24 protein-coding genes are annotated in these 23,424 nt (G+C 73.3%); 5 read left to right on the top strand and 19 right to left on the bottom strand.

All coding sequences use genetic code 11. The annotated features are described in order from the left end of the window. Positions 1-70 precede the first annotated feature (70 nt). From E1292_RS18640 to E1292_RS18600, 8 genes are all read right to left on the bottom strand, one after another. Complete coding sequence (locus E1292_RS18640) at positions 71-577, bottom strand: methyltransferase family protein (RefSeq protein WP_132596486.1); 507 nt, start codon at positions 575-577, stop codon at positions 71-73. A gap of 103 nt (positions 578-680) precedes the next feature. Then, positions 681-1,721 carry an ABC transporter ATP-binding protein gene (locus E1292_RS18635; protein WP_220446916.1) on the bottom strand — a complete coding sequence of 347 codons (1,041 nt, stop codon included), beginning with the start codon at positions 1,719-1,721 and terminating at the stop codon, positions 681-683. Between the two features lie 13 nt (positions 1,722-1,734). Beyond that, the gene (locus E1292_RS18630; protein ID WP_132596484.1) at positions 1,735-3,429 is read right to left on the bottom strand and encodes an ABC transporter permease; all 1,695 of its coding nucleotides are present in this window, start codon (positions 3,427-3,429) and stop codon (positions 1,735-1,737) included. Then, positions 3,429-4,439, bottom strand: coding sequence for an extracellular solute-binding protein (locus E1292_RS18625; RefSeq protein WP_132596483.1), 1,011 nt, complete (start codon positions 4,437-4,439; stop codon positions 3,429-3,431). The genes E1292_RS18630 and E1292_RS18625 overlap by 1 nt, the downstream gene beginning before the upstream one ends. A gap of 27 nt (positions 4,440-4,466) precedes the next feature. Further along, positions 4,467-5,969 carry a CehA/McbA family metallohydrolase gene (locus E1292_RS51175; protein WP_165974610.1) on the bottom strand — a complete coding sequence of 501 codons (1,503 nt, stop codon included), beginning with the start codon at positions 5,967-5,969 and terminating at the stop codon, positions 4,467-4,469. A gap of 98 nt (positions 5,970-6,067) precedes the next feature. After that, complete coding sequence (locus tag E1292_RS18610; RefSeq protein ID WP_132596481.1) at positions 6,068-7,120, bottom strand: alpha/beta fold hydrolase; 1,053 nt, start codon at positions 7,118-7,120, stop codon at positions 6,068-6,070. 73 nt (positions 7,121-7,193) lie between these two features. After that, the gene (locus E1292_RS18605) at positions 7,194-8,030 is read right to left on the bottom strand and encodes an alpha/beta fold hydrolase (RefSeq protein WP_132596480.1); all 837 of its coding nucleotides are present in this window, start codon (positions 8,028-8,030) and stop codon (positions 7,194-7,196) included. 241 nt (positions 8,031-8,271) lie between these two features. Continuing rightward, on the bottom strand, positions 8,272-8,934 hold the full coding sequence (locus E1292_RS18600; protein ID WP_132596479.1) for a TetR/AcrR family transcriptional regulator: 663 nt from the start codon (positions 8,932-8,934) through the stop codon (positions 8,272-8,274). 60 nt (positions 8,935-8,994) lie between these two features. Here E1292_RS18600 and E1292_RS54965 point away from each other — a divergent pair, with 60 nt between their 5' ends. Both E1292_RS54965 and E1292_RS18590 read left to right on the top strand, forming a co-directional pair. Next, entirely contained in the window at positions 8,995-9,861 is an 867-nt protein-coding gene (locus E1292_RS54965; protein ID WP_132596478.1) for an NAD(P)-dependent oxidoreductase, read from the top strand. Positions 9,862-9,952: 91 nt separating this feature from the next. Beyond that, the gene (locus E1292_RS18590; protein WP_132596477.1) at positions 9,953-10,135 is read left to right on the top strand and encodes a DUF1918 domain-containing protein; all 183 of its coding nucleotides are present in this window, start codon (positions 9,953-9,955) and stop codon (positions 10,133-10,135) included. Here E1292_RS18590 and E1292_RS18585 read toward each other — a convergent pair whose 3' ends face one another. The 3 genes from E1292_RS18585 to E1292_RS18575 form a co-directional block, all read right to left on the bottom strand. Further along, positions 10,136-10,663 carry a type II toxin-antitoxin system prevent-host-death family antitoxin gene (locus E1292_RS18585; protein ID WP_132596476.1) on the bottom strand — a complete coding sequence of 176 codons (528 nt, stop codon included), beginning with the start codon at positions 10,661-10,663 and terminating at the stop codon, positions 10,136-10,138. It lies immediately after the preceding gene. Between the two features lie 156 nt (positions 10,664-10,819). Further along, a complete protein-coding gene (locus E1292_RS18580; protein WP_132596475.1) occupies positions 10,820-11,668 on the bottom strand; it encodes an aldo/keto reductase in 849 nt (282 codons plus the stop codon). A 12-nt stretch (positions 11,669-11,680) separates the two neighbouring features. Further along, the gene (locus tag E1292_RS18575) at positions 11,681-12,517 is read right to left on the bottom strand and encodes a MurR/RpiR family transcriptional regulator (protein WP_132596474.1); all 837 of its coding nucleotides are present in this window, start codon (positions 12,515-12,517) and stop codon (positions 11,681-11,683) included. Between the two features lie 126 nt (positions 12,518-12,643). Between E1292_RS18575 and E1292_RS18570 the strand changes: the two genes are divergently transcribed. Beyond that, entirely contained in the window at positions 12,644-13,183 is a 540-nt protein-coding gene (locus E1292_RS18570) for a GNAT family N-acetyltransferase (RefSeq protein ID WP_132596473.1), read from the top strand. Between the two features lie 94 nt (positions 13,184-13,277). Continuing rightward, positions 13,278-14,039 carry an SDR family NAD(P)-dependent oxidoreductase gene (locus E1292_RS18565; protein ID WP_132596472.1) on the top strand — a complete coding sequence of 254 codons (762 nt, stop codon included), beginning with the start codon at positions 13,278-13,280 and terminating at the stop codon, positions 14,037-14,039. 47 nt (positions 14,040-14,086) lie between these two features. Here the strand turns inward: E1292_RS18565 and E1292_RS18560 are convergent, their stop codons facing one another. Together E1292_RS18560 and E1292_RS18555 are read right to left on the bottom strand one after the other, a co-directional pair. Further along, entirely contained in the window at positions 14,087-14,701 is a 615-nt protein-coding gene (locus tag E1292_RS18560) for a response regulator (RefSeq protein ID WP_132596471.1), read from the bottom strand. Next, complete coding sequence (locus tag E1292_RS18555; protein ID WP_246090184.1) at positions 14,698-15,936, bottom strand: sensor histidine kinase; 1,239 nt, start codon at positions 15,934-15,936, stop codon at positions 14,698-14,700. Before E1292_RS18555 ends, E1292_RS18560 begins: the two co-directional genes overlap by 4 nt. Positions 15,937-16,073: 137 nt before the next feature. Between E1292_RS18555 and E1292_RS18550 the strand changes: the two genes are divergently transcribed. Then, on the top strand, positions 16,074-17,030 hold the full coding sequence (locus E1292_RS18550) for a CPBP family intramembrane glutamic endopeptidase (protein WP_132596470.1): 957 nt from the start codon (positions 16,074-16,076) through the stop codon (positions 17,028-17,030). Here the strand turns inward: E1292_RS18550 and E1292_RS18545 are convergent. Genes E1292_RS18545 through E1292_RS18520 form a run of 6 tightly spaced genes read right to left on the bottom strand, consistent with a single transcriptional unit; the run spans position 17,011 to position 23,415 of the window. After that, entirely contained in the window at positions 17,011-18,453 is a 1,443-nt protein-coding gene (locus E1292_RS18545) for an aldehyde dehydrogenase family protein (RefSeq protein ID WP_132596469.1), read from the bottom strand. The two genes, E1292_RS18550 and E1292_RS18545, sit on opposite strands and share 20 nt — an antisense overlap. Further along, positions 18,450-19,718 carry a P1 family peptidase gene (locus E1292_RS18540; RefSeq protein WP_132596468.1) on the bottom strand — a complete coding sequence of 423 codons (1,269 nt, stop codon included), beginning with the start codon at positions 19,716-19,718 and terminating at the stop codon, positions 18,450-18,452. The genes E1292_RS18545 and E1292_RS18540 overlap by 4 nt, the downstream gene beginning before the upstream one ends. Then, positions 19,718-20,896: a M20 family metallopeptidase gene (locus E1292_RS18535; protein ID WP_246090183.1), complete on the bottom strand. Its 1,179-nt coding sequence runs from the start codon at positions 20,894-20,896 to the stop codon at positions 19,718-19,720. Before E1292_RS18535 ends, E1292_RS18540 begins: the two co-directional genes overlap by 1 nt. Beyond that, complete coding sequence (locus E1292_RS18530) at positions 20,893-21,693, bottom strand: ATP-binding cassette domain-containing protein (protein WP_132596467.1); 801 nt, start codon at positions 21,691-21,693, stop codon at positions 20,893-20,895. The genes E1292_RS18535 and E1292_RS18530 overlap by 4 nt, the downstream gene beginning before the upstream one ends. After that, positions 21,662-22,594 carry an ABC transporter ATP-binding protein gene (locus E1292_RS18525; RefSeq protein WP_246090182.1) on the bottom strand — a complete coding sequence of 311 codons (933 nt, stop codon included), beginning with the start codon at positions 22,592-22,594 and terminating at the stop codon, positions 21,662-21,664. The genes E1292_RS18530 and E1292_RS18525 overlap by 32 nt, the downstream gene beginning before the upstream one ends. After that, positions 22,591-23,415, bottom strand: coding sequence for an ABC transporter permease (locus E1292_RS18520; RefSeq protein WP_132596466.1), 825 nt, complete (start codon positions 23,413-23,415; stop codon positions 22,591-22,593). The genes E1292_RS18525 and E1292_RS18520 overlap by 4 nt, the downstream gene beginning before the upstream one ends. Between the last annotated feature and the right edge of the window lie 9 nt (positions 23,416-23,424).

The raw sequence follows: 23,424 nt of genomic DNA, 5'->3' as shown, positions 1-23,424 counted from the left end.
TCCAGTTTTCTGACCCGGACGATCACTCATGGTGACCACCACGAGGACAGGGAGACTTCTCTGGGGCACGTCAGCGCTGGTAGGGGTGGAGCCGCGGCCACCAGCCGGGCACGTGCGAGCGGTAATCCTCGTATTCGGCGCCGAACCTCCTGCGCAGCTCCGGCTCCTCGTACCAGCGGACGAACGCGACGACCGGGATCGCCACGACGGCGGCGTAGACCAGCAACCCGGGGTCCCCGAACACCATGGCCTGCCCGATGATGGCGGCGAGGATCGCCACGTACATGGGGTTGCGGACATACCTATAGAAACCGCCCACCACCAAACGGTCGGGCGCGGCGACCGGGATCGGCGTCCCCCACCCCTCCACCACGAACTCGAGGAACGCGCCCACCACCACGACACCCCCTGCCAGCACGAGCACCGCGCCGAGCACCCTGATCGGGAGCATGGCGGCGCCGGGAAAGGGGTCGTGGACCCGCCAGCCGTTGATCCAGTAGGGGACGAGGCCCGCGACGGTGCCGGGCCCGGCGGCGAGGAACAGGGAGCTGACGACGGCGGCGGGACTTCTGCGCATGTGACCGCTCCTCACCCAATTCACTATGTGATGAGTTTAGGAAGCGGGACGAAGGCCGTCAACGGACCGGGCGCGGATCCCCGTGGACTTCGCGGGCGAACCCTCAGGCGACGCCGGTGTCCCTGCCGACGACGGTGAACCTTTCGGCCACCAGGCCCACGGTGGCGCCGGTGGGCAGGGAACGGCGGTGCTCGAAGGCGAGCAGCTCCCCTCCGGGCAGCTCGGCGACCGACTCCCTGGTGCCGCCCTGGAAGCTGCTGCGCACGACCTTGCCGGTGAACTGGGCCCGACCGTCCTCGACGATGCGCAGGTCCTCGGGACGCAGCGCCACGTGCACGGCGGCCCCCGCAGGGCCGAGCGGCCGGCCGAACCCGACCTTGCCGCCGCTGCCGAGCGCGAGCTCGCCGTCGTCGGTGACCTGGCCGCGCAGCAGGGTGACGCTGCCGACGAACGAGGCCACGAACGTGGTCTCCGGCCGTTCGTAGACGTCCTCGGGGGCGCCGACCTGCTCGACCCGCCCGCCGTTCATGACGGCGACCAGGTCGGAGATCTCCAGGGCCTCGTCCTGGTCGTGGGTGACGTAGACGGCGGTGATGCCGGTCTCCTGCTGGATGCGGCGGATCTCCCTGCGCATCTCGACGCGGAGCTTGGCGTCGAGGTTGGACAGGGGCTCGTCCATGAGCAGCACGTCGGGTTCGAGGGCGAGCGCCCTGGCCAGGGCCACGCGCTGCTGCTGGCCGCCGGAGAGCTGGCCGGGCCGGCGCTGCTCCCTGCCGGTGAGCCCGACCATGGCCAGGCCCGTGGCGACCTTGTCCGCGACGGCCTCCTTCGACAATCTGCGCAGGCGCAGCCCGTACGCGACGTTCTCGGCGACCGTCATGTGCGGCCAGAGCGCGTAACTCTGGAAGACGAACCCGATGCGGCGCTTCCACACGGGGACCTTGGCGATGTCGCGCTCGCCGAAGCGGATGGCGCCGGTGTCGGCGGTCTCGAACCCGGCGATGATCCGCAGCAGCGTGGTCTTGCCGCAGCCGGACGCGCCGAGCAGGGTGGCCAGCCGCCCCGACGGCACGGACAGGTCGACCGACTCGAGCGCGGTGGTCTCCCCGAACGCCTTGGAGATCCCTTCGATGCTGATGTCCATGATGAGCTCCGGATCACAGGGAGACCGTCTTGTAGCGACGGCGCAGCAGGTAGAGCGGGACGTAGACAGAGACCAGCAGCACCGTGGTCATGGCCGAGGCGACGCCGAACGGGCTGCCCGGCTGCATCGCGTTGGTGAAGATGACCACGGTCATGGTCACCCAGGGCACCGCGTACAACATGACGGTGGCCGACAGCTCGGTGATCATCTGCAGGAACCCGACGGTGCCGCCGGAGATGACGGCGGGCCTGATGATCGGCACGACGATGTCGCGGAAGCTGCGCCGCGGCGGCGCGCCCACGCTCATCGCGGCCTCCTCCAGCGACGGGTGCACCTGCCCGAGCGCGGTCTCGATCGACTTCATCACGTACGGCAGCCGCCGGATGAAGTAGGCCACCACGATGATCAGCGCGGTGCCGGTGAGGATGACGGGCAGGTGGTTGAAGGCCAGGATGAACCCGATCGCGAAGACCGTGCCCGGCAGGATGTACGGCACCATGACGAGGTTGTTCAGCAGCGGGCCTGAGATCATGAACCGCTTGCGCGCCACGATGTAGGCCACCACGACGCCCAGCACGAGCGCGATCAGGCAGGCGATGCCGGCGAAGACGAAGCTCAGCACGATGGGCTGCAGCGACTCCTCGAACAGCCGCCGGTAGTTCTCCAGCGTCGGCTCCCACTGCAGGATGCCCGACTGCCAGCGCAGGAAGCTGGTGAGCACCACCACCAGGTGCGGCACGAACCCGAGCAGCAGCGCCGCCCAGATGCCGGTCAGCACCAGCGCCCTGGGGCCGCGGCGCAGCTCGCGCAGCGGCTGGTCCCTGCCTCCCGTCACGGCGAACGACCGCCTGGCCACGATCCTGCGCTGGGCCACCAGCGCCAGCCCGGAGACGAGCACCATCATGAGGCTGGCCGTGGCGGCCACGCCCGGGCTGGCGGCGACCTCGGACATGAAGTTCTGGTACACCACGACCGGCAACATCGAGTAGCCGCCGCCGATCAGCATCGGCGTGCCGAAGTCGGCGAAGATCCGCATCGCGGCCAGGTAGCAGCCGGTGGCGATGGCGGGCACGGCGAGGGGCAGGGTCACCTTCGCGTGGGTGCGCCACGGCGTCGACCCGACGGACGCCGCGGCCTCCTCCAGCGCCGGGTCCACCGCCCTGAACGCGTCGTACACCATGAGGAAGATCAGCGCGAAGGTGAACCACACGCCGACCCAGATGATCCCGCCGACGCCGAGAATCGACTCGAACGGCAGGGGCAGGCCGGCCTCCCTGGCGGCCTTGGTGATGATGCCGCCGCTGCCGAGCAGCAGCAGCCACGCGTACGCGCCGAGGAACGGCGGCGAGGTGGTGGCCATCGTGAGCATGGTGAGCACGCCCTGCCGGCCGGGGATGCGGTAACGCGCCATGACGAACGCGAGCGGCACCGCCACCAGCGCCGCGCCCGCGCCCACCGCCAGGCTGACGACGACGCTGTGCAGCAGCGGCTCGGTGAACCGCGCGTCGGTGACGAACGCGCCGAACCTGGCCAGCGTGAACGCGCCCGCGTCGTCGGTGAACGCCGCCCTGACGATCCACAACTGCGGGTAGACGATGAAGATCAGCAGGATGAGCAGCGCGATCAGCCCGGCGAGCCGCCACGGGTCGCGCCAGCCCGACCGGGACCGCCGGCCCGGCCGTCCCCGCGCGGTCGTGGAGGCCGCCATCAGCCCGCGCTCTTGACGGCGTCGTCGAACTTGGCGAGGATCTCGTCCTTCTTCTCCGCCGCCCACTTCTCGTCGACGTCGGCCCGCTTGAGCTCCTCGACCGCCGGCAGGCCCTTCGGCGCGGGCACGTCGCCACGCGACGAGCGGCGCTGCACCTGGTCCACCATGATCTGCTGGGCCTCCTTCGACATGAGGAAGTCCACGAGGGTCTTGGCGGGCGCCTCGTGCTTGGCGCCCTTGATGATGCCGGCGGAGCCGATCTGGCCGGACACGCCGTCCTCGGGGTAGATGAGCTTGATCTTCACGCCGGCGTCGATCCACTTGGCGCCCAGGTCCTCGTTGATGAACGACGTGCCGACCTCGCCGTCCTTGACCATGTTGAACATCGCGGTCGAACCGTCGAGCATGCGGGCGTTCTTGACGAAGCGGTCGACGTAGTCCCAGTCATGCAGGGTGACCATGGTGGTGAGCAGGCTGTAGGACGTGCCCGACGACTTGGGCGTGGCGAAGGCCACCTTCCCACCCGCGTACCCCGGCTCCGCCAGGTCCTCGAACGTCTTCGGGTGCTTGGCCGCGTCGGGGAACTTGTCGGTGTTCACGGCGATCGCCTGGAAGAGCAGGTCGGTGGCGTGCCAGATGTGGTTGGGGTCCTTGGCCACGGTGGCGGCGTCGTTCGGCAGCTCGACGGGGGCGATGAGGTCGGCGTTGGCGGTGTACAGCTCCGACGAGCCGCCCCAGATCACGTCGCCGAGCGGCCGGTCCTTCTCGGCGCGCACCCGGGCGAACGCCTCTCCGGTGCCCGGCAGGCCGATCTTGTTGACCTTGATGTCGGGGTGCTTGGCCTTGAACGCGCCGAGGATCGGATCGGTCACCTCGGGGCCGCTCACCGAGTAGAGCGTCACCGTCTTGTCATCGCTCTTGCCCGCGGTGGCGTTGTTGGTCAGCACGCCCGAGCAGCCCGTGAGGACCAGCGCGAGCACGCCGGCGCCGAGCGTGGTGGCATACCGCATGAACTCTCTCCTGACACGTGGGGGGTTTCAACCGTCAGGGCGCACCCAGACCGGGTTGCCCGCGGCCCGCAGCGAGCTGTGGTCCCTGAGGGAGCTCGCCCAGAACTGGGGGTCGTTCCTGCCGGGGTCGGCGTGAACCTCCGCCCGGTAGTAGGCGCCAGGGGCGCCGAGCCGGTCCTCGACGGTGATCCGCTGCCACTCCCCTGGCTTGTCGGCGGCAGGGACGACGTCGATCAGCAGCCCGTCGCGCAGCACGAACACCACGACGGGCTCGTCCGCCCGCACGTCCACGTCGACCTGGACCCGCCCGCCGGGCGCCGCGGCGGTCCCGCCCATGGGGGCGCCGTTGACGTGCATGTCGATGCCCGCTCCCCGCCAGACGCTGACGCGCCCCCTCCGCAGGCCCTCGACGATGCCGCGCTCGCTGCCCTCGTCCGCGTGCACGACGGTGACCACCCGGCCGAGCGCCTGCCCGGGGTCGGCCGGGTCGTGGCAGTCGCTGCCCGCCACGCCGATCACCCGGTGGCCCGAGGTCAGCAGGCGGTCCCACAGGCCGATCTGGGCGTCGTTGTTGGCGCCCTGCTGGAGGTGGGCGATCTCGATGAGGTCGACGGCGTCCCAGGGGGTGTCGAAGCGCCGCCACGCCTGGTCGCCGCTGAAGGCGTGGTTGACGCAGACCAGGCCGCCCTGCTCGTGCACGTCAGCCGCGACGTCGACCATGGTGTGTCCTGGACGGTCGACGTACGTGTCGACCCAGCGGGTCAGGCCGTGCAGGTTGGCGTGGCCGCGGTGGCTGGTCAGCTCCATGGAGTGCAGCAGCACGATGTCGTCATGGGCGTCGAGATCGGGCCAGTGGGCGGCGGTGAAGTGGTCGGTGACGGCCAGGAAGCCGAGGCCCGCCTCCTTGGCGGCGCGCACCAGGTCGGCTACCGGCCGTCGGCCGTCGGAGTGCGCGGAGTGGCTGTGCAACTCGCCGCGGTACCAGCCGGGCCCGCCGACTGGCGCCCGCGCGCCCGCCTCACGCCCTCCCGGTCCTGCCGCCGGTCCTGCCGCCGGTCCTGTGGCCGGTCCTGTGGCCGGTCCTGTGGCCGGTCCTGTCGCCTCGCCGCGCGCCGGTTCGGTCCCCGCATCGCGCGCCGGTTCGGTCGCCGCAGGGGTCCGCGCCGCGCGTACGGTCAGCGTGTACGGCGCCGCCGCCTTGTGCCGGTCGAGATCGAGCCGCACCGTCCAGCGGCCGGCCGGGACGGGACCGGCGACGCAGCCGGGACCGGCGCCGTCCGCGCCCACCCTGATCACCAGCCGGCGGGGGCCAGGGCCTCCCGGGCACTGGACGTGGCCGCGAAAGGTGCCGTCGGGCTCCAGCAGCACCGCGTAGATCTGCACGACGTCGACGACCTTGTCGTACTCCAGCACCAGCTCCAGCTCGCTCACCCCGCCGGGGACGTCGAGCGGATAGTGCAGATAGTGCAGGTCGAACGCCGGCTCCGGCAGGGTGGTCGTCACCGAGAGCAGCTCGGTCCCCCCGATCATGCGGTGCCCGCCTCCGTCTGTCTGAATGGTTAATGCTTTCTATCCATCAGATGAACGGCATGTCAACGCTTTGTTAAGACATAAGGGCAATCTGTTGTCTACCCGTGAGCCGGGCGTGCGCCGGGACCGCCCTGCCCTTGGCCGCTCATGAGGTGGGTGCGGATGAGCTCGCCCACCGCGGCGGGAGCCTGGAGGTGCAGCAGGTGCCCGGCCCCGGCCACGCGTTCCAGTCTGGGGCCCCGCAAGGTGGCGAGTTCGCGCTCGACTCCGGCGATGAGGGCCTCGCTCAGTTCGCGGAACCCGTCCGGCAGCTGGGCGAGCGGGGGCGCCTGGCCGCCCTGGACGAGCAGCACCGGACACCGGGTCCGCCGGAGCACGTCGAAGACGCTCCAGCCGTCCAGCGGCGCCAGCAGCGCGGCCTGGGCGCCGGGCCCCGGTTTGGGCCGCCACGCCGACGGGCCGTCGGGGGTCAGGCAGCGGCGGGCGCCCGCCTCCTCCAGGTCCGCGTCGATGCCCATGGCCTGGGCGCGCAGCCGTACGTGCTCGATCATCGTCTCCACCTGGTCGGCGGTGAGCACGGCCGGCGCCGCAGCCAGCGCCGCGGTCTGCGCGGCCCGGCGGCGGGCGACCTCTTCCGCGGGCAACCCGGGGTAGAGCTCGGGCCGTCCGCCGCCGAACCCGTCGAGGTCCGCCACTCCGGGACAGTCCGGCCGCCGCGCGCCATGGCAGACGGCGATCATGCCGCCCAGGGAGTGGCCGATGACGTACGGGTCGGTCAGGCGCAGGGCGTCGATGACCGCGTCGAGGTCGGCGAGGTGCGCGTCCCAGCCGTACCCGGCACCGGTGGAAGCGCCCGCGGGAGAGCCGGTGGGAGCGCCCGCAGGAGCGCCGGTGGGGGCAACGGTGGGGGCGTCGGTGAGGGCGTCGGTGAGGGCGTCGGTGGGGGCGTCGGAGTGGCCGTGACCGCGCAGGTCGTAGGCGACCAGCCGGGCTTCCGGCAGGTGGCGGCGCAGCGGCTCCCAGTCGAGCAGGGAGCGGTTGGCGCCGTGGATCAGCACCACGTCGGGGCCGTGCCCGCCGTGGTCGGCCACGGCGATGCGGCCGGACGGGCCGTCGATGACGGTCGTTGCCAGGTCGGGGAGATCTCTCACGGTGTGTCTCTCAGCTCGGTGCGGGTGATGTCGTCGGCTCTGCGGCGGGCTGCCGCCGGGTGCCGCGCGGTGTTCAGGCGCGCAGGGTCTTGAGAAGGAGCTCGCAGAACTCGGCGGGGTGCGTGGTCAGGCCGGTGTGCCCGCCGGGGAAATGCACGAGTTCGATGCCGAGCCGCTCGGCCAGGAACGCGGCCGGGCGGTAGGGCAGTTCGCCGCGCGAGTCGTGGCCGCACGCGAGCACGAGCCGGTCGGACAGCGCCGCCAGCCGGTCGACGTCCGGGGCGTAGGACATGAAACCGGGCACGATGCGCCCGATGAAGTACGGCAGGCCGGCCATCGTCTGCTCGGCCCTGGCCGCCGCCTGCGGCGGGAGCTCGATCTCGGCCGGCGGCTCGATGGCGGCGCCGTCCTTCTTCAGCCCGGCCGCGAACACCGCCACGGCGCGCATCGGTCCCTCCGTCTTGAACGTCTCCCGCACGCGGGCGATCAGCGCGCGATGATCGGCGGCGTCGGGCAGGACCTCCACCACCGGCGGCTCGTGCGCGACGACGCGTCCGACGCGTTCGGGATGGGTGGTGAGCAGGTGCAAAGAGACGATCGCGCCGGAGCTGGCGCCGAAGACGCGGGCGGGCTCGCCGGGCGACAGCAGGTCCAGCATCCGCAGCGCGTCGTCGGCGTGCTCCGCCACCCGCTGTTCGGCCCCGGGGTCGTCCAGCGTGCTCCGGGACATGCCGCGCGGGTCGTAGGTCGCGACCGTGTGGTGAGCGGCCAGGTCACCGGCGACGCCGTCGAAGGACGCCGCGCCGCCTGACCCTCCGGCGATGAGAAGCAGGAGCGGGCCCTCGCCGCGCACCTCGTAGTGCAGGCTCGCGCCGTTGACGCGCAGCCTGCCGGTCGTCGGGTCTGTCATGGCGGTACTCCTTCACGGGGCGGGAACAGTGCCGCAGCGGGCGGGACAGCACATCCTAGGGCATCTAGGTCCAAACCTAGGACTCCTAGGTATACCTTGGGAGCCGCAGAAAGGGAAACCGGGTTTCGCCGAAACCGCCGGGTCGGGGGTGAGGGCCTTGGGCTGCCAGGAGCAGCACGGCGAAGCGGACCCCGGGTCACCATCCGGGGCCGCCGGGGCGCTGAAGGCGGGAGCCGGGCGGCTACCCGTGGGCGGCGTGGGTCCGCGGATCGCCCGCGACCTCGCGGCTGTGCGCCAGCAGGGCCGGGTAGTCGGTGGCGATCCCGCCCAGCACCGCCGCGACGGCGCTCTCCACCTGGCCCCCGGTGATCGGCGCGTGCCCGAAGAGCGCGCGGTAGTGCACCAGCGAGCCCAGCATGTCCAGCACCAGCTCGCGGTCGAGGTCGGCCCGCAGGTCGCCGCGCGCCACCGCCCGCTCGATCATCTCGGCCACCGCCGCCCGTGGCGGGTCGAACAACGTCGTCATGAACGTCTCGCGCGCCTCCGGCTCGGCCGCGCAGTCGGCGAACAGCGGCCCCAGCACGCCGGGCCTGATCCGGCGGAACGCCGAGACGAAGACGTTGATCCCCTCGTTGAGATCGCAGAGCGTGCAGCCGGTGTCGGGCGTGCGGGCGGTGCCGAGCCGGGTCGCCAGCGCGGCCAGGACGAGACGCCGCCGGTCGGGCCAGCGGCGGTAGATCGCCGGCTTGGTCGCGCCCGCGCGCCGGGCGACCTCCTCGATGGTGAGCCGGGTGTAGCCGGCCTCGTCGAGCACGGCCAGCGTCGCGTCCAGCACGGTCCGGCCGATCTGCGGGTCGCGCGGGCGGCCCGCACGCGGGGCCCGCCCCTCCTGACGTGGTTGCACGAGCCCGAGTCTACCCCTTATGTTACGTTGCGTCCCGTAACGTAATAAGGAGGCTCCCCCATGAACGATCTCTCCGTGACGGTGCTCGGCCTCGGCGCCATGGGCGGCGCCCTGGCCCGCACGTTCCTGGAGCACGGGCACCCGACCACGGTCTGGAACCGCTCCCCCGCGAAGGCCGGCCCCCTCGTGACGAGCGGAGCACGGCACGCGGGCACGGTCGCGGACGCCATGGCCGCGAGCGACCTCGTCGTCCTCTGCCTGACCGGCCACGACGCGGTCATGGAAGTGCTGGGCGCCGGGGGCGCGGCCGCGGCCGGCCGTACGCTGGCCGACTTCACCACCGGCACCCCCGACGAGGCCCGCGAGAGCGCCGCGTGGGCCCGCGAGCACGGCGCCGTCCACCTCGACGCCGTCGTCCAGGCGAGTCCCGCGGACATCGGCACCCCGGCCGCCACGCTGATCTACAGCGGCCCGGCGCGGGCGTTCGAGTCCTGCCGTCCGGCACTGGAGCCGCTCGGGGCGACCCACCACGTCGGCGAGGACCCCGGCCAGGCCGGGCTGTACGACCTCGCACTGCTCGGCCTCTGGTACGACACCACGCTCGCCTACCTGAACGCCCTCGCGCTGGCGGGCGGGACCGGTGGCGTCGACCCGGAGACGTTCGCGCCGTTCGCGGCCAAGCAGATGGGCTACGTCGTGGCGGCGGCCCAGGAGACGGCCCGCGAGGTGCGCGACCGCTCCTACCCGCGGGGCCCGGCCTCCCTGACCGAGCACGCCCCGGTGCTGGAGCACCTCGTCCGGCTACGCGGCGCCGCCAAGCTCGGCACCGCCCAGTTCGAGCACCTCCTGGCCCTCGTCAACCGGCGCATCGCCGACGGCCGCGGCGACGAGGGCTTCACCGGCATCGTGGAAGAGCTCGCACGCTGACCCCGCCCGCTCGGCCAGTCGTCTTTGCGCAGACGCCCTCCTGGTGCAGTGTGGGAGTGAGCCTCCAAGAGCCGGCCGAGGGGAAGTCACCATGCAGGCGAACGTCGGCGACACGCTGATCGTCCACGGGCATGTCGTGGGCCAGGGAGACAGGAAGGGCGAGATCATCGAGATCCGCGGCCCTGACGGCACTCCGCCCTACGTCGTCAGGTTCGAGGACGGGAGCGAGCATCTCATCTTCCCCGGACCCGACGCGGTGATCAGCCCGGCCTGATCAGTCGTCCTCCAGCGCGTCGAGCGCCTGGCGGATGCTGTCGCCCGAGCCGAACGCGACCTCGGTGCCCTCCTGGTCGTGCACGCCGGCGGTGGTCCGCCCGTGCGCGTCGAGGGCGAGGACGATGGTGCCGCCGCCGAGCAGCATCACGTCGGCGGTGGGCAGCTGGCGGGGAGCGGGGGCGTCGATCAACCGCGCGGCCGCGATCAGGGCGGCGACGGGCCGGCGGTGCCGCGACAGCAGCACCGGCTCGTGCTCGTACGGATGGGCGACCTGGCGTACGAGGTCGCCGAGCTTGCCGCGGGCCGTCGACACGGGCACCAGCGGCAGGCCGCTCAGCAGCCCGGACACCTTCGACAGCGGCACCAGCGCGGCCCATTCCGAGCGCTCCCGGGTGATCAGCGTGATGGCGCCGCTCCTGGCCTCCCGCACGAGCGAGCCCCAGCGGGCGCGGGCGTCCTCCACGCCGAGCGGCGCGCCGAGGCGCGCCGCGAGCTCGTCGTACGCGGGCCGTGCCGTGTTGATCATCCGCAGATCGTAAGCCTCCTTACGAAACTCCCGCAAGCCGCCTGACCAGATCCGTGCGGAACCGGCACCTGCGGGCCGTCCTCGTGTCCGGGACGTGAAGCGGAACCGGCACCTGCGGGCCGTCCTCGTGCCCGGGACGTGAACGCGCGGTGACCGTCATCCGCCGAGCCGGTCCAGGGCCGCGAGATCGTCGGGGGTCAGCGAGACGTCCGCCGCGCCGAGGTTGTCCTCCAGGTGGGCGAGGGAACCCGTACCGGGCGTGGGCAACATGACCGGCGAACGGTGCGGCAGCCACGCCAGCGCCACCTGCCCGGGGGTGGCACCGTGCCGCCTGGCCACCCTCGCCGTTTCCGCCGCGCCCGGCCCGGCCAGCGCGCCGTTGCCCAGCGGGAACCACGGCAGGAACGCCAGCCCTCGCTCCTCGCACATCCGCAGCACCGGTTCGGACTCCCGGTCGAGCAGGTTGTAGCGGTTCTGTACGGAGGCGATCTCCGTGATCTCCAGCCCCCGCGCCAGCTCCCCGGCGGTGACCGTGTCGAGGCCGATGTGCCGGATCTTGCCCTCACGCCGCAGCTCGGCCAGCGTGCCCAGCTGGTCGGCCATCGGCACCTCCGGGTCGAGCCGGTGGAGCTGGTAGAGGTCGATCGTCTCGGTCCGCAGGCGGCGCAGGCTCGCCTCGCACATGGCCCGCAGCCGCTCGGGCCGCCCGGCGACGTGCCAGACGTTCGGCGCCGTACGGACCACGCCGCCCTTCGTCGCCAGCACCAGCCCGACGGGGTACGGGTGCAGCGCCCTCGCGACCAGCTCCTCCGCCAGGCCGGGACCGTAGTTGTCGGCCGTGTCGATGAGCGTGACGCCGCGCTCCACGGCGCGGCGCAGCAGGGCCACCGCCTGGCCTGGCTCCATGCGCGGCCCCCAGTAGCCGGGACCGGTGAGCATGCCGGTGCCGTATCCGAGGCGTCTGACGCGCAGCTCACCCGCGATGTCGAAGCTCTTGCCGGTCAACCCGGCCCCCTCTCAGTAGCTGTGGCTCGCCGTGACCTCGGCGGAGGCCGACACCGCCCGCTCGGCCGGGCCGCCGCGCAGCCCGAGCACGAGCATCGACAGCGTGTCGACGATGGTGAGGTGGGCCAGGCGGCTGGCGACCGCCTCCATGCCGAAGACGAGGTCCTGCCCGCCGCCGACGAGCGCCCACGTGCTCAGCTCGGTCAGCGGCGAGCGGGCGTAGCTGGTGATCGCCACCACCCGCGCCCCCGCCGCCGCGGCGCGGCGGGCGGTGTCGACGGTGGAGCGGGTGGCTCCGCTGTGGCTGATGGCGAGGCAGACGGAAGGCTCGGGCAGCAACTCGGCCGCCAGCTGGGCGGTGAGCGGGTCGGGCGGCAGATCCACCGGCAGGCCGAGGGCACGCAGCCGGTAGGCGGCGTCGGTGGCCGTGGCCCCGGACAGGCCGGTGCCCGCGACGAGCACCCTGGAGGCCCGGCTGAGCGCCCCGGCCGCGTCGCGCAGGCTCGCGTGCGACAGCGTGACGCCGAGCCCGCCGAGCGCCTCCTGAGCGGCACGGACGGTGGCGGCCAGCACCTGGGCGGCGGGATCGGGGTCGTCCTGCGGGTCGGCGCTCCGCGGCGTGTCCCGCGCGGCGGTGATCTTCAGCTCCTGGAAGCCCCGGAACCCCAGCCGCCGGCACGCCCGCACCACCGTGGACGCCGACGTGCCGGCCAGCCTCGCCACGTCGATCACGCTCAGGTGCACGAGGTGAACACCCTGGTCGAGCACCACCCGCGCGACCCGCGCCTCGGCCGCGTGCAGCCCTGGCACACGGGCGCGCACCGCCGCGGACAGAGAATTCCGTTCCACGGTGGAAGGCTATCAGGGAACGAAATTCCGCCAGGCCGACACGTCCCCCGGCCGGCGACCCGCGCCCGCCGCCGGCCGCGCGAAAACCCGTCGAGCCCGTACGAGCCGGCTGGATACCGTGTTCGCGTGCACGTTCACCTGGAGACCGAGCGGCTGATCCTGCGCCGCTTCACCGAGTCCGACGCCGACCTGCTTTTCGCCCTGCACAACGACCCCGACGTCATGCGCTACCTCAACGGCGGCAAGCCGACGCCGCGCGAGGTGATCGTCGGCGAGACGCTGCCCAGGTTCATCGGGACGGGCTTCTTCGCCGCCCTCGAGAAGCCCTCGGGAGAGTTCATCGGCTGGTTCCACCTGCGCGCGCCCGAGGGCAAGCCGGCCGACGAACCCGAGCTGGGCTACCGGCTGCACAAGCGGGCCTGGGGCAAGGGGTACGCGACCGAGGGCTCGCTGGCGCTGATCCGCGAGGCGTTCGAGAGCCTGGGCGCCCGCCGGGTGTTCGCCCAGACGATGACCGTCAACCTCGGCTCCCGGCGCGTCATGGAGAGGTGCGGGCTGAGGTTCGTCCGCACGTTCTTCGAGGACTGGCCCGACCCTCTCCCGGGTTCCGACCAGGGCGAGGTGGAGTACGAACTGCTGCGCTCCGACTGGCGGGCGGCCCGCTGAGCGGCCTCAGGGCGCGAGCCCGTGCTCGCCAGGCGTGGACGGCCGCGTGCCCCAACCTGGTGTACTGGTCTGACCAGTCGTTAGGGTGCCTCATATGAGATATGACGCGCTGTTCCGCCTGGACGGGCGGCGGGCCGTGGTGATCGGAGCGGGAAGCGGGATCGGCAGGGAGGCGGCGCTGGCGCTGGCCGCGCACGGGGCGTCCGTGGTGTGCGCAGACCGTGACCTGGCCGCGGCCGAGGAGACCGCCGGGCGGTGCGCGGGCCGTGCGCGGCTGGTCGACGTGCTGGACTCCGCCGCCGTGCGCCGGCTCGCCGGCGAGGAGCCTGCCGACGTCCTGGTGTTCACCGCCGCGACCAACGTGCGCAAGCGGCTGCTCGACTACACCGGCGAGGAGTTCGACCGGGTGGTGGGGCTGAACCTGCGAGGCTCGTTCGACGTGGTGCGGGCGTTCGGGGCGGGCATGGTGGAACGGGGGCGCGGCTCGATCATCGGGTTCGCCTCCATCCGGGCGTCCGTCACCGAGCCGGGACAGAGCGTCTACTCCGCCACCAAGGCCGGGCTGGTGCAGCTGCTGCGGACCGCCGCGGCCGAGTTCGGGCCGCACGGGGTGCGGGTGAACGCGATCGCGCCCGGCGTGGTGGAGACGCCGCTGACGGAGCAGATCAAGAACGACCCCGGCTGGTACGACGCGTACGCCGCCAAGAGCGCGCTCGGCCGGTGGGCGGCGGCGGAGGAGATGGCCGGCGCCGTGGTCTACCTGGCGGGCGACGCGGCCAGCTTCGTCACCGGCTCGGTCCTGTACGTCGACGGCGGCTGGACCGCCGTGGACGGCCGCTTCGACCCCCCGAACTGACCCGGCCGACGCGCCAGGCCGACGCGCCGCCGGGTCGGTTCGGGCGGTCAGGAGGATCTGGCGATGTGGATGGCGAGCTGGGTGCGGTCGCGCAGGCGGAGCTTGCGCAGGATGCTGGAGATGTGGTTCTTCACCGTGCCCTCGGTGATGAACAGCCGCCTGGCGATCTCGCGGTTGGTGGCGCCCTGGCCCACCAGCACCGCCACCTCGCGCTCGCGTTCGGACAGCTCCTGGCCGGGGTCGCGGGCGGCGGGCGCCCGCCGCAACTCGGCGACCACGCGCTCCGCCGCGACCCCGCCGAGCACCGTCTCCCCGCGGGCCGCCTTGCGGATGGCGGCCACCAGCTCGTGCGGAGGGGTGTCCTTCAGCAGGTAACCGCGGGCGCCGGCGCGCAGGCCGCCGAAGATGTAGTCGTCGTCGTCGAACGTCGTCAGGATGATCGCGGGCACGTCGAGCCGGGCGATCAGCTCGATGCCGTCCATGCGCGGCATCCGGGCGTCGACCAGCACCACGTCGGGCCGGGCGGCGTCGAGCAGGTCGAGCGCGGCCACGCCGTCGGCGGCCTCGCCCACCACCTCGATACCCGGCTCCAGCTCCAGCAGCTTGCGCAGCCCCTCGCGCATGAGGACCTGATCGTCCACGATCAGCACCCGCACGGTCACACGCGCACCTCCGCCCGCGCGGGCAGGCTCACCCGCAGCACGAACCCGCCCTCCGGCGCGCCCCCGGCCGTGAGCGTGCCGCCCAGGGCTCCGATCCGGTGCCGCAGCCCCGCGAGCCCGCGCTCCCCGCGCGCCGCCCCGCGATCACCACCGCCACCCGCCACGCCCACGCCGGTGGCGGCGCCGCGGCCGTCGTCGGTGATGGACAGCTCCACCCGGTCGTCGGCGGAGGACAACACGACCTCGACCTTGCGCGCGCCCGAGTGGCGTACCGCGTTCGTCAGGCCTTCCTGCAGCGTGCGGTAGAGGGCCAGCTCGGCCTCCTCGTCCAGCATGAGCTCGGCTCCCGGCGCGCGGAACGTGACCTCGAGGCCCGTGCCCCCGAACGACCTGGCCAGCTCCGCCATGGCCGCGGGACCGGCCCGCCCTTCGAGGGCCAGCGGTTTCAGCGCCCGCACCCAGCGCCTGGTGTCGGCCAGCGCCTCCATGGTGAGCCGCTGGGCCTGCCGCACCTCGGCCCACGCGTCGCCGGGCCGGGCCTCCCGGTAGCGCCGGGCGTTCTCCAGGCCGAGGTTGATCACCGTCAGGTAGTGGCCGACGGAGTCGTGCATCTCGCGTGACATGCGGGCGCGTTCCTCGGCCACGGTCAGCTCGCGCACTCTGGCCGCGTAGCGCCCCAGCTCCGCGTGTGCCTCGCCGAGCTCGCCGAGCAGGCGTTCCGTCTCGCGGGCACGCTCGCGCGCGGCGAGGAGGATGCGCGCGGTGACCAGCGCCCAGACGGCGAACACCCCCATCACGGCCGTCTCCGCGACCGCCCACCCTGCTCCGCCCTCGCCCCGCACCAGCAGGCCGGCGACGAGCGTGGTCGCGACCAGCACCACGCTGAACCCGGCGCCTCCCGGGACACCGAACACGCAGACGGATTGCACGATCGTGACAGCGATCAGCGGGACGCTCGTCGCGCCGCTGCCGACGGCCGCCCCTCCTATCGCCGCCAGCATGAAGAGCAGGCCGGCCGCCTTGCGGGCGGGCGAGGCCCGGCGGTTCCACTGCAGGAACGGCCACAGGACCAGCAGCGCCACGGGAGGCACGACGTACAGCCACGATGCCTCGCGCGCGGCGACCAGCTGCAGCGTGCTCCACAACAACACCAGACTCGCGAAAGCGAACAGCGCGATCAGCACGTACGGGGCCCGCGTGTCCGTGCCGTGGGTCCAGCGATCACCTCCAGCCACGGCTTCACGCTAACACCGGGGCCGGGCCGTCCTCCGCTGCCGGGAGGGGAACATGACCTGCGGCATATCCCACGGTCGTACCCGGATAGGCCGCCGGCGGGATTCGCCTCGCGCGGCGTTTGCCTACCTTCGGCGGCATGACTTCTCCCGCCGTCACCTCCAGGGGCACCGGACGTGACACCCATCCCCTGCTCACCGTTCTGCTGGCGCAACTGATCTACGCGGCGGGCCTGCTCGCGGGCATGCTCCTGGTCCAGGCGCTGGGGGCGATGCTGGCGGGGACGCGGCCGTCGCCGCCGCTCATCGCCGTCTTCGCCGTCCTGCAGTCCGTGGTCGGGCACGCGCCCATCTTCCTGCTGCTCTGGGCCTGGATGCGGTTCTACGAGCGGCGGCCGTTCGCCGCCTCGCTCGGCCTCACGTGGGACCGGCTCGCCTGGAGGCAGCACGCGGCCGGCTTCGGCCTGGGGGTGGCGTTCATCGCGGGATGGCTGGCGTCGCAGGCCGCCATCGGGAACCTGCGGGTGGACGACACGCTGGTGGTCTCCGGCATGGCGCCGGCGGCGCCGGCGTACCTGCTGCCGGCGTTCTACCTGGGCAGGATCGTGATGATCTCGATCGAGGAGATCCTCTACCGGGGCTGGATCCTGCGCAGCGCCACCACGCGCTGGGGGGCGACGGCGGGCATCGCGATCTCCTCGGGGGCGTTCGCGCTGTTCCACTTCGCCGGCCCGCTGATGCTGATCTTCCCCCTGCACCGGTTCACCTGGGTGCTGGCCGCCAACCTGGTGCTCTGGTCGGTGCTGGCGGCGCTGCTCACGCTGATGGGCGGCAGCCTGTGGGCGGCCATGGCCTTCCACGCGACGCCGCTCTGGCTGGCGACCCATGTCTTCGTGGTGGCCGTCCCCGGGCAGCGCCCGCCGCAGCTCGCCATGGTGCTGCTCTCCCAGCCGCGGGCGAGCCCGCTGCTGGGAGAGCCCGCCACGGCCGGGCCGTTCACGGGGCTGCCGACCACCTTGCTGCTCGTGCTCCTGTGCGGCGCCGCCTTCGCCGCCTACCGGAGGCGGGGCCGGCGGGTCACGCCTGTGGCCGGATGACGGCCATCCTGGTGACGGTCAGCTCCTCGATGGCGAACCGCGGGCCCTCGCGGCCGGCGCCCGAGTCCTTCACGCCGCCGTACGGCATGTTGTCCGCCCTGAAGCCGGGCACGTCGTTGACCACCACCCCCCCGGCCTCGATCCGCTCGATGGCCGCGAACGCCGTGGCCAGCGACCGGGTGTAGACCGCCGCGTGCAGGCCGTACCGTGAGGCGTTGACCGCGGCGAAGGCGGCGTCGAGGTCGGGCACCGAGCGCACGCACACCACAGGACCGAAGATTTCCTCGTCCCAGGCGGCGGCCCCGTCGGGGACGTCGGCGAGCACGGTGGGCGCCAGGGCGCGGCCGCCGGGCTGCTCGCGGTGCCCGCCGATGATCGGCTCCGCTCCCGAGGCGGAGATCCACGCGAGCACGCGGTCGGTGGCCGCCTCGTCGATGAGCGGGGCGACGCGGGTGCCCGGCAGGCGCGGATCGCCGACGGTGACGCTCTTGACGCGCTCGGCCAGCAGGGCGAGGAACCGGTCGCGTACGGGCTCCTCGACCAGCACCCGCTGCACGGAGATGCACGCCTGGCCGGAGGCGTAGTAGCCGCCGCGCACGACCGCGTCGGCGGCGGCCTCCAGGTCGGCGTCGGCCGCCACCACGAGCGCCGCGTTCGAGCCGAGCTCCAGCAGCACCTTCGTGGGGGCGGCGCTGCGCGCGATGGCGTGGCCCGCCGCGGCCGAGCCGGTGAACGAGACCGCGCCGATCCGCCGGTCCTCCACCAGCGTCCTGCCGACCTCGACGTCCCCCGTGACGAGCTGGACGGCGGCGGGGGGCAGCGCGCCGGCCGAGCGCAGCAGGTGGACCAGCCAGAGCGTGGCCAGCGGGGTCGCGGGCGCCGGCTTGACGATCACGGGACAGCCGGCGGCCACGGCCGGCGCGATCTTGTGCGCGGCGAGGAGCAGCGGGTAGTTGAAACCCGTGATGCCGACGACGACGCCGATCGGCCGGCGCGTCCAGTACCCGATCAGACCCTCCCCCGTCGGCAGCAGGTCGAGCGGCACGGTCTCCCCGTGCAGCCTGGCGACCTCCTCGGCGGCCGTGGCCAGGGTGACCAGCGTTCTCGCGACCTCGACCTTGCAGTCGGCCAGCGGTTTGCCGGTCTCCAGGACGAGGAGCCGCTCGAACAGCTCGCGGGCCGCCTCCAGCGCGTCGTGGGCGTGCATGAGGGCGGCACGCCGGGCGTGCGAGGGCAGCCCCGCCATGGCGGGGGCGGCGGCCAGCGCCGCGTCGAGGGCCTGCCGGGCGTGCGCCGGCGTGCCCAGCGGGGCCGCGGCGACCCGGGTGCCGTCGTAGGGGAAGATCACGTCGGTGGTGGCCGCGGTCTCCGTCCATCCGTCGCCGATGGGCAGTCCGGTGGGCCAGGCTTGCTCGATGCTCATGGCTCTTTCCGTAGGGCGCTGGGAAACACGTCGAGGTACGCGGGCGCGCCCTCGCGGCCGGTCGCGGCCAGGACGGCGTGCGCCACCGCGCGGCTGAACACGTCGGCCGCCGCCGCCAGGGCGTCCTGGAGCACGTCGTGGTCAGGGGCGGGGCCGGCGCAGGTGGCCAGGGCGAAGATGGTGTCGCCGTCGGTCATGGTGTGCGCCGGCCTGATCGCCCTGGCCAGGCCGTCGTGGGCGACCGCGGCCAGCTTGCCGCACTGGGCCTTGGTGAGGGTGAGGTCGGTGGCCACCACGCCGATGGTGGTGTTGAACGACGGGGCCTTCTCCGGACGCCAGGCCGCGGCCTCCTCCGGCGTGGGCGGCTCGAGGGCGAACTCTCCGGGGAGGCCGTACCTCGCGCCGGCGAGGGTGGCGTCGGCGGGGTCGAGAACGGAGCCCGCGGCGTTCACGACGGCCAGGGCGGCCACCGTCGTGCCGTCGGGGAGCACGGCGCTGGCCGTCCCCACGCCTCCGGCCAGCCCGCCCGCCACCGCGCCGGTCCCGGCCCCGACCGACCCGTTCGCCGTCGCCGGCGCCGTCGTGCACGACACCCCGCCGTCCTGGGCCACCGCAGGCGGGCCGCCGGGAGCCGAGACCTCCGCGGCGGACGCGAACGACCTGCCGGGACGGTGGAGGCGTTCTGCGGGCCCGGACGCTCCGGGATCCGACGCCCCGGCGGGCGCGGACGCTCCTTCACCGAGCCCTTCACGGGTGCCTTCGCGCGGCCGGAAGGCCGATCGTTCGTCGGAAGGGGCGGTCGCGGGCGGGCGGGAAGCGGCCGTCGCTTCGCGGGGCGCCGGGGAGAGGGCGGCGTCGTAGGCGGCGGCGCCCAGCGCGGCGTCGGGGACGGCGCGGAACGTGCCGCCCCGTCCGAGGTCGAAGATGACGGCCGCCGGGACGATCGGTACGGCGCCGCCCGCCACGGGATAGCCGACGCCCGCGTCGGCGAGCCGGTCCACCACCCCGCACGCCGCCCCGAGCCCGAACGCGCTCCCGCCCGACAGCACCACGGCGTGCACGCGCTCCACCAGGTTGCGCGGGTCGAGCAGCTCCGTCTCCCTGGTGCCGGGCGCGGCCCCGCGCACGTCGACCCCGGCCACCGCGCCTCCGGCGGGCGCCACGACCACGGTGGTGCCGGTGCGGTGACCGCCGCCGATCCGCTGCGCGTGGCCGACGCGCAGGCCGGGGACGTCCACCAGCGAGTTGGCCGGGCCCGCGGGCATCAGTGGTCCCCGGTCAGGAACCGGCGGGCGGCCTCGGCGAAGACCTCGGCGCACTGGACGATCTCGGCGACCTCGACGAACTCGTCCGCCTGGTGCGCGATCCACTTGCCGCCCGGCCCGTACACGACGGAGGGGATGCCGCCCCAGTGGGTCAGCACGGTCCCGTCGGTCGAGCCGGGCACCCCGCCGTACACCGGTTCCCGCCCCGTCACGGTGCGGTGCGCGGCGGCCAGCGCGGCCACGACCGGGTTGGAAACGGGCACGTCCACCGGCGGCCGGTCCACCAGCGTCGACACCTCGGCGGTGATCCCGTCGCGGGAGGCGAGGGCCGCCACCCGGTCGGCGATGACCTTGTGCTCGACGCCGGGGACGGTCCGCACGTCGACGAAGACGGAGGCGACCGCGGGGATGACGTTGACCTGCTCCTCGGACCCGGCCCGCAGCACGGTCGGCGTCACGTACACCTCGCCGAGGTGCTCGTGCGCCGGATGCAGCGCCTGGAGCTCGTCCTGCAGGGACCGCAGGCCGGCGAGGAGCTCGCCCACGGCCTGGACGGGGTTGCGGCCGTGCTGCGGCATCGCGCCGTGCGCCATCTTGCCAGTGAGGTCGACGCGGAGCCGCAGCGCGCCCTTGGCGACGGCGCAGATCTCGCCCGCCTCGGGCTCGGCGACGATCGCGCCGTCCACGTCGGCCGCCAGGCCTTCGGAGACGAAGTGGTGCGCGCCGATCATGAGGCCTTCCTCGTCGGCCAGCGCGCACACCTTGATCCGGCCCGGGAACGGTCCAGCGAGTTGCAGGGCGCGGGTGGCGTAGAGGGTGGCGGCCAGGCCGGACTTCATGTCGGCGCTGCCCCGGCCCCACAGCCGCCCGTCGCGGATCTCGCCGCCGAACGGGTCGACGGTCCAGGTGGACAGGTCGCCCTCGGTCACCACGTCGGTGTGGCCCTCGAACATGAGGGTCGGCCCGTCGCCGCCGCCGCCCTCGACGACCGCCACGACGTTGGGCCGTCCGGGCGCGGCCTCGTACACGACGGGCTCCCAACCCCACTCGCGCATCTTCGCCGCGACGAGCTCGGCGGCGGGCCGCTCGTCGCGGCCGCGCGCCGGGTCGTTGGTGCTGGGGATCCGCACCAGCGCCTGCGTGAACTCCACCACGCCGTCGGCGTCGACCTCGATCACCACAAACCCTCCAATGTCGGTACGGCCCGCAGCAGCTCCTGCGTGTACGGGTGGGCGGGCGCCTCCCAGACGTCGTCCACGGGCCCGGTCTCCACGATCTCGCCCGCGCTCATGACCGCGACCGTCTCGCACACGTGCCGCACCACGGACAGGTCGTGCGAGACGAAGACGAGCGTGAGGCCCAGCTCGTCGACGAGGTCGGCCAGCAGGTTGAGGATCTGCCCGCGTACGGACACGTCCAGGGCGCTCACCGGCTCGTCGGCGACCAGCACCTTCGGCCGGGGCGCGAGCGCGCGGGCGATGGCGATGCGCTGGCGCTGCCCGCCGGAGAACTGGTGCGGGTAGCGGTCGGCCGCCTCGGGCGGCAGCCCGACCTCGGCCAGCAGTTCGCTCACGCGGTCGCCGGCCGGCAGGCCGAGGGCGACGAGCGGCTCGGCGACGAGGTCGCGTACGCGCATGCGGGGGTCGAGCGAGCTCATCGGGTCCTGGAAGACGATCTGGAGGTTCTCGCGCAGGAACCGCAGCCGTCTCTCCGGCCGGCCGGAGACCTCCTGCCCGTCGAAGCGGATGGAGCCGCTGGTGGGCCGGTCGAGCGCGCACAGCAGGCGCAGGAGCGTGGACTTGCCCGATCCCGACTCGCCGACGATGCCGAACCGCTCCCCGCGCCGGATGGTCAGCGACACGTCGCGCAGCGCGTGGACGGCGGCGCCCGGCCTGGTGAGCGAGGTGCGGGGCCGGTGGTAGACGCGGTTGAGGCCGGTCGCCTCAATCAGCGGGGTGCCAGCATGCGAAGGCATGTCCGTCTCCTGTCAGCGCCGGCGCGGTCTCGCACGTGGGGGTGGCGTGCGGGCAGCGGTTCCTGAACACGCAGCCGTCGGGGAACTGGCCCGCCGACGGGACGCTGCCCTGGACGGTGGGCAGGCGGGTGCCGCGCGGGGTGAGCTTGGAGGCGGCCAGCAGCCCTTCGGTGTAGCGGTGGCGGGGGCGGGTGAAGACCTCCCGGATGGGGCCGCTCTCGACGACGCGGCCGCCGTACATGACGAGGACCCGCTCGCAGACGGAGGCGACGACGGCGAGGTCGTGGGTGATGAACAGCAGCGCGGGCGCGACCTCGGCGATCAGCTCGAGCATCTGCTTCTGCACGGTGACGTCGAGCGCGGTGGTGGGCTCGTCGCAGATGAGCAGGCCGGGTCCGTTGGCCAGGGCGATGGCGAGCATGACGCGCTGCCGCTGGCCGCCGGAGAGCTGGTGGGGGTACGCGCGGGCGACCTGTCCTGGTTCGGGAAGGCGTACGCGTTCCAGCATCGCGACGGCGCGTTCGCGGGCCTCATGGCGCGGCGTGCCGTGCAGCGTCATGACCTCGGCCACCTGGGCGCCGACGCGCATGAGCGGGTTGAGCGCGGTCATGGGCTCCTGGAAGACCATGGACACGTCGCGCCCGCGCAGGTCCTTGACGCGGTTCTCCGGCACGCCGACCAGGTCGCGATCGCCCAGCCGGGCCGTGCCCGAGGCGGTGACGGCCTCGGGGAGCAGGCCCATGAGCGACAGCGCGGTCAGCGACTTGCCCGACCCCGACTCGCCGATGAGGCCGACCCGCTCGCCGGGCGCGATCGTGAACGACACCTCGCGTACGAGCTCCAGCGATTCGGCCCTGACGGTCAGCCCTTCGACCCTCAGCGTGCTCACCGGGTCGCTCACCGGATCCTCCTGAGCTTCGGGTCCAGGTAGTCGCGCAGGCCGTCGCCGAGGAGGTTGAAGCCGAGCACCGCGAGCGCGATGGCCAAACCGGGCCAGAGCGCCAGGCGCGGGGTGGAGAACAGCAGTTCCTGCGACTCCTGCAGCATCCGCCCCCACGACGGCGTGGGCGGGCGGGTGCCGAAGCCGAGGAACGACAGCGCCGCCTCGGCCAGGATCGCGATCGCGAACGACACCGACGCCTGCACGATCAGCATCGAGCCGATGTTCGGCAGCACGTGCCGCACGGCGATGGCGGGCCGCCGGCGCCCCGCGGCCCTGGCGGCCAGGACGTAGTCGGTCACCATGACCTGCAGGGTGGCGGCGCGGGCCACCCGGGCGAACGCGGGCACGGTCGCCACCCCGATCGCGATCATGGCGGTGAGCGTGCCGGCCCCGTAGACCGCGCCGAACATGACGGCGAGCAGCAGCGCGGGGAACGCGAACACCAGGTCGTTGACCCGCATGATCAGCTCGGAGAGCCAGCCGCGCGGCGTCATCCCGGCGATCATGCCGAGCGGGACGCCGAGCACGGCGGCGATGCCGACGGCCACGACGCCGACGTAGAGGGTGGTGCGCGCGCCGACCATGAGCTGGCTGAAGGTGTCACGGCCGAACTTGTCGGCGCCGAGCGGGTAGCCGCCGCCCGGCTCGCGCAGCTTCTGCGCGGCGTCCACGAGCGTCGGGTCGTGCGGCGTCCAGAAGAACGACGCCACGGCCGTCAGCACCACGAGCCCGACGAGCGCGCCGCCGGCGACCAGCCCGGCGTTCGTCCTGCCCCTCATCGCACCCTC

This window comes from Nonomuraea deserti (assembly GCF_004348685.1).
Lineage (GTDB): Bacteria > Actinomycetota > Actinomycetes > Streptosporangiales > Streptosporangiaceae > Nonomuraea > Nonomuraea deserti.
The sequence above is the reverse complement of the archived record's forward strand: the minus strand, read 5'-3'. Positions and strand labels throughout refer to the sequence as shown.

Excerpts from the sequence above, each read along its gene's own strand:
- E1292_RS18640 (WP_132596486.1), bottom strand. The coding sequence starts at position 577 with ATGCGCAGAAGTCCCGCCGCCGTCGTCAGCTCCCTGTTCCTCGCCGCC.
- E1292_RS18635 (WP_220446916.1), bottom strand. The coding sequence starts at position 1,721 with ATGGACATCAGCATCGAAGGGATCTCCAAGGCGTTCGGGGAGACCACC.
- E1292_RS18630 (WP_132596484.1), bottom strand. The coding sequence starts at position 3,429 with ATGGCGGCCTCCACGACCGCGCGGGGACGGCCGGGCCGGCGGTCCCGG.
- E1292_RS18625 (WP_132596483.1), bottom strand. The coding sequence starts at position 4,439 with ATGCGGTATGCCACCACGCTCGGCGCCGGCGTGCTCGCGCTGGTCCTC.
- E1292_RS51175 (WP_165974610.1), bottom strand. The coding sequence starts at position 5,969 with ATGATCGGGGGGACCGAGCTGCTCTCGGTGACGACCACCCTGCCGGAG.
- E1292_RS18605 (WP_132596480.1), bottom strand. The coding sequence starts at position 8,030 with ATGACAGACCCGACGACCGGCAGGCTGCGCGTCAACGGCGCGAGCCTG.
- E1292_RS54965 (WP_132596478.1), top strand. The coding sequence starts at position 8,995 with ATGAACGATCTCTCCGTGACGGTGCTCGGCCTCGGCGCCATGGGCGGC.
- E1292_RS18590 (WP_132596477.1), top strand. The coding sequence starts at position 9,953 with ATGCAGGCGAACGTCGGCGACACGCTGATCGTCCACGGGCATGTCGTG.
- E1292_RS18585 (WP_132596476.1), bottom strand. The coding sequence starts at position 10,663 with ATGATCAACACGGCACGGCCCGCGTACGACGAGCTCGCGGCGCGCCTC.
- E1292_RS18565 (WP_132596472.1), top strand. The coding sequence starts at position 13,278 with ATGAGATATGACGCGCTGTTCCGCCTGGACGGGCGGCGGGCCGTGGTG.
- E1292_RS18550 (WP_132596470.1), top strand. The coding sequence starts at position 16,074 with ATGACTTCTCCCGCCGTCACCTCCAGGGGCACCGGACGTGACACCCAT.
- E1292_RS18545 (WP_132596469.1), bottom strand. The coding sequence starts at position 18,453 with ATGAGCATCGAGCAAGCCTGGCCCACCGGACTGCCCATCGGCGACGGA.
- E1292_RS18540 (WP_132596468.1), bottom strand. The coding sequence starts at position 19,718 with ATGCCCGCGGGCCCGGCCAACTCGCTGGTGGACGTCCCCGGCCTGCGC.
- E1292_RS18530 (WP_132596467.1), bottom strand. The coding sequence starts at position 21,693 with ATGCCTTCGCATGCTGGCACCCCGCTGATTGAGGCGACCGGCCTCAAC.
- E1292_RS18520 (WP_132596466.1), bottom strand. The coding sequence starts at position 23,415 with ATGAGGGGCAGGACGAACGCCGGGCTGGTCGCCGGCGGCGCGCTCGTC.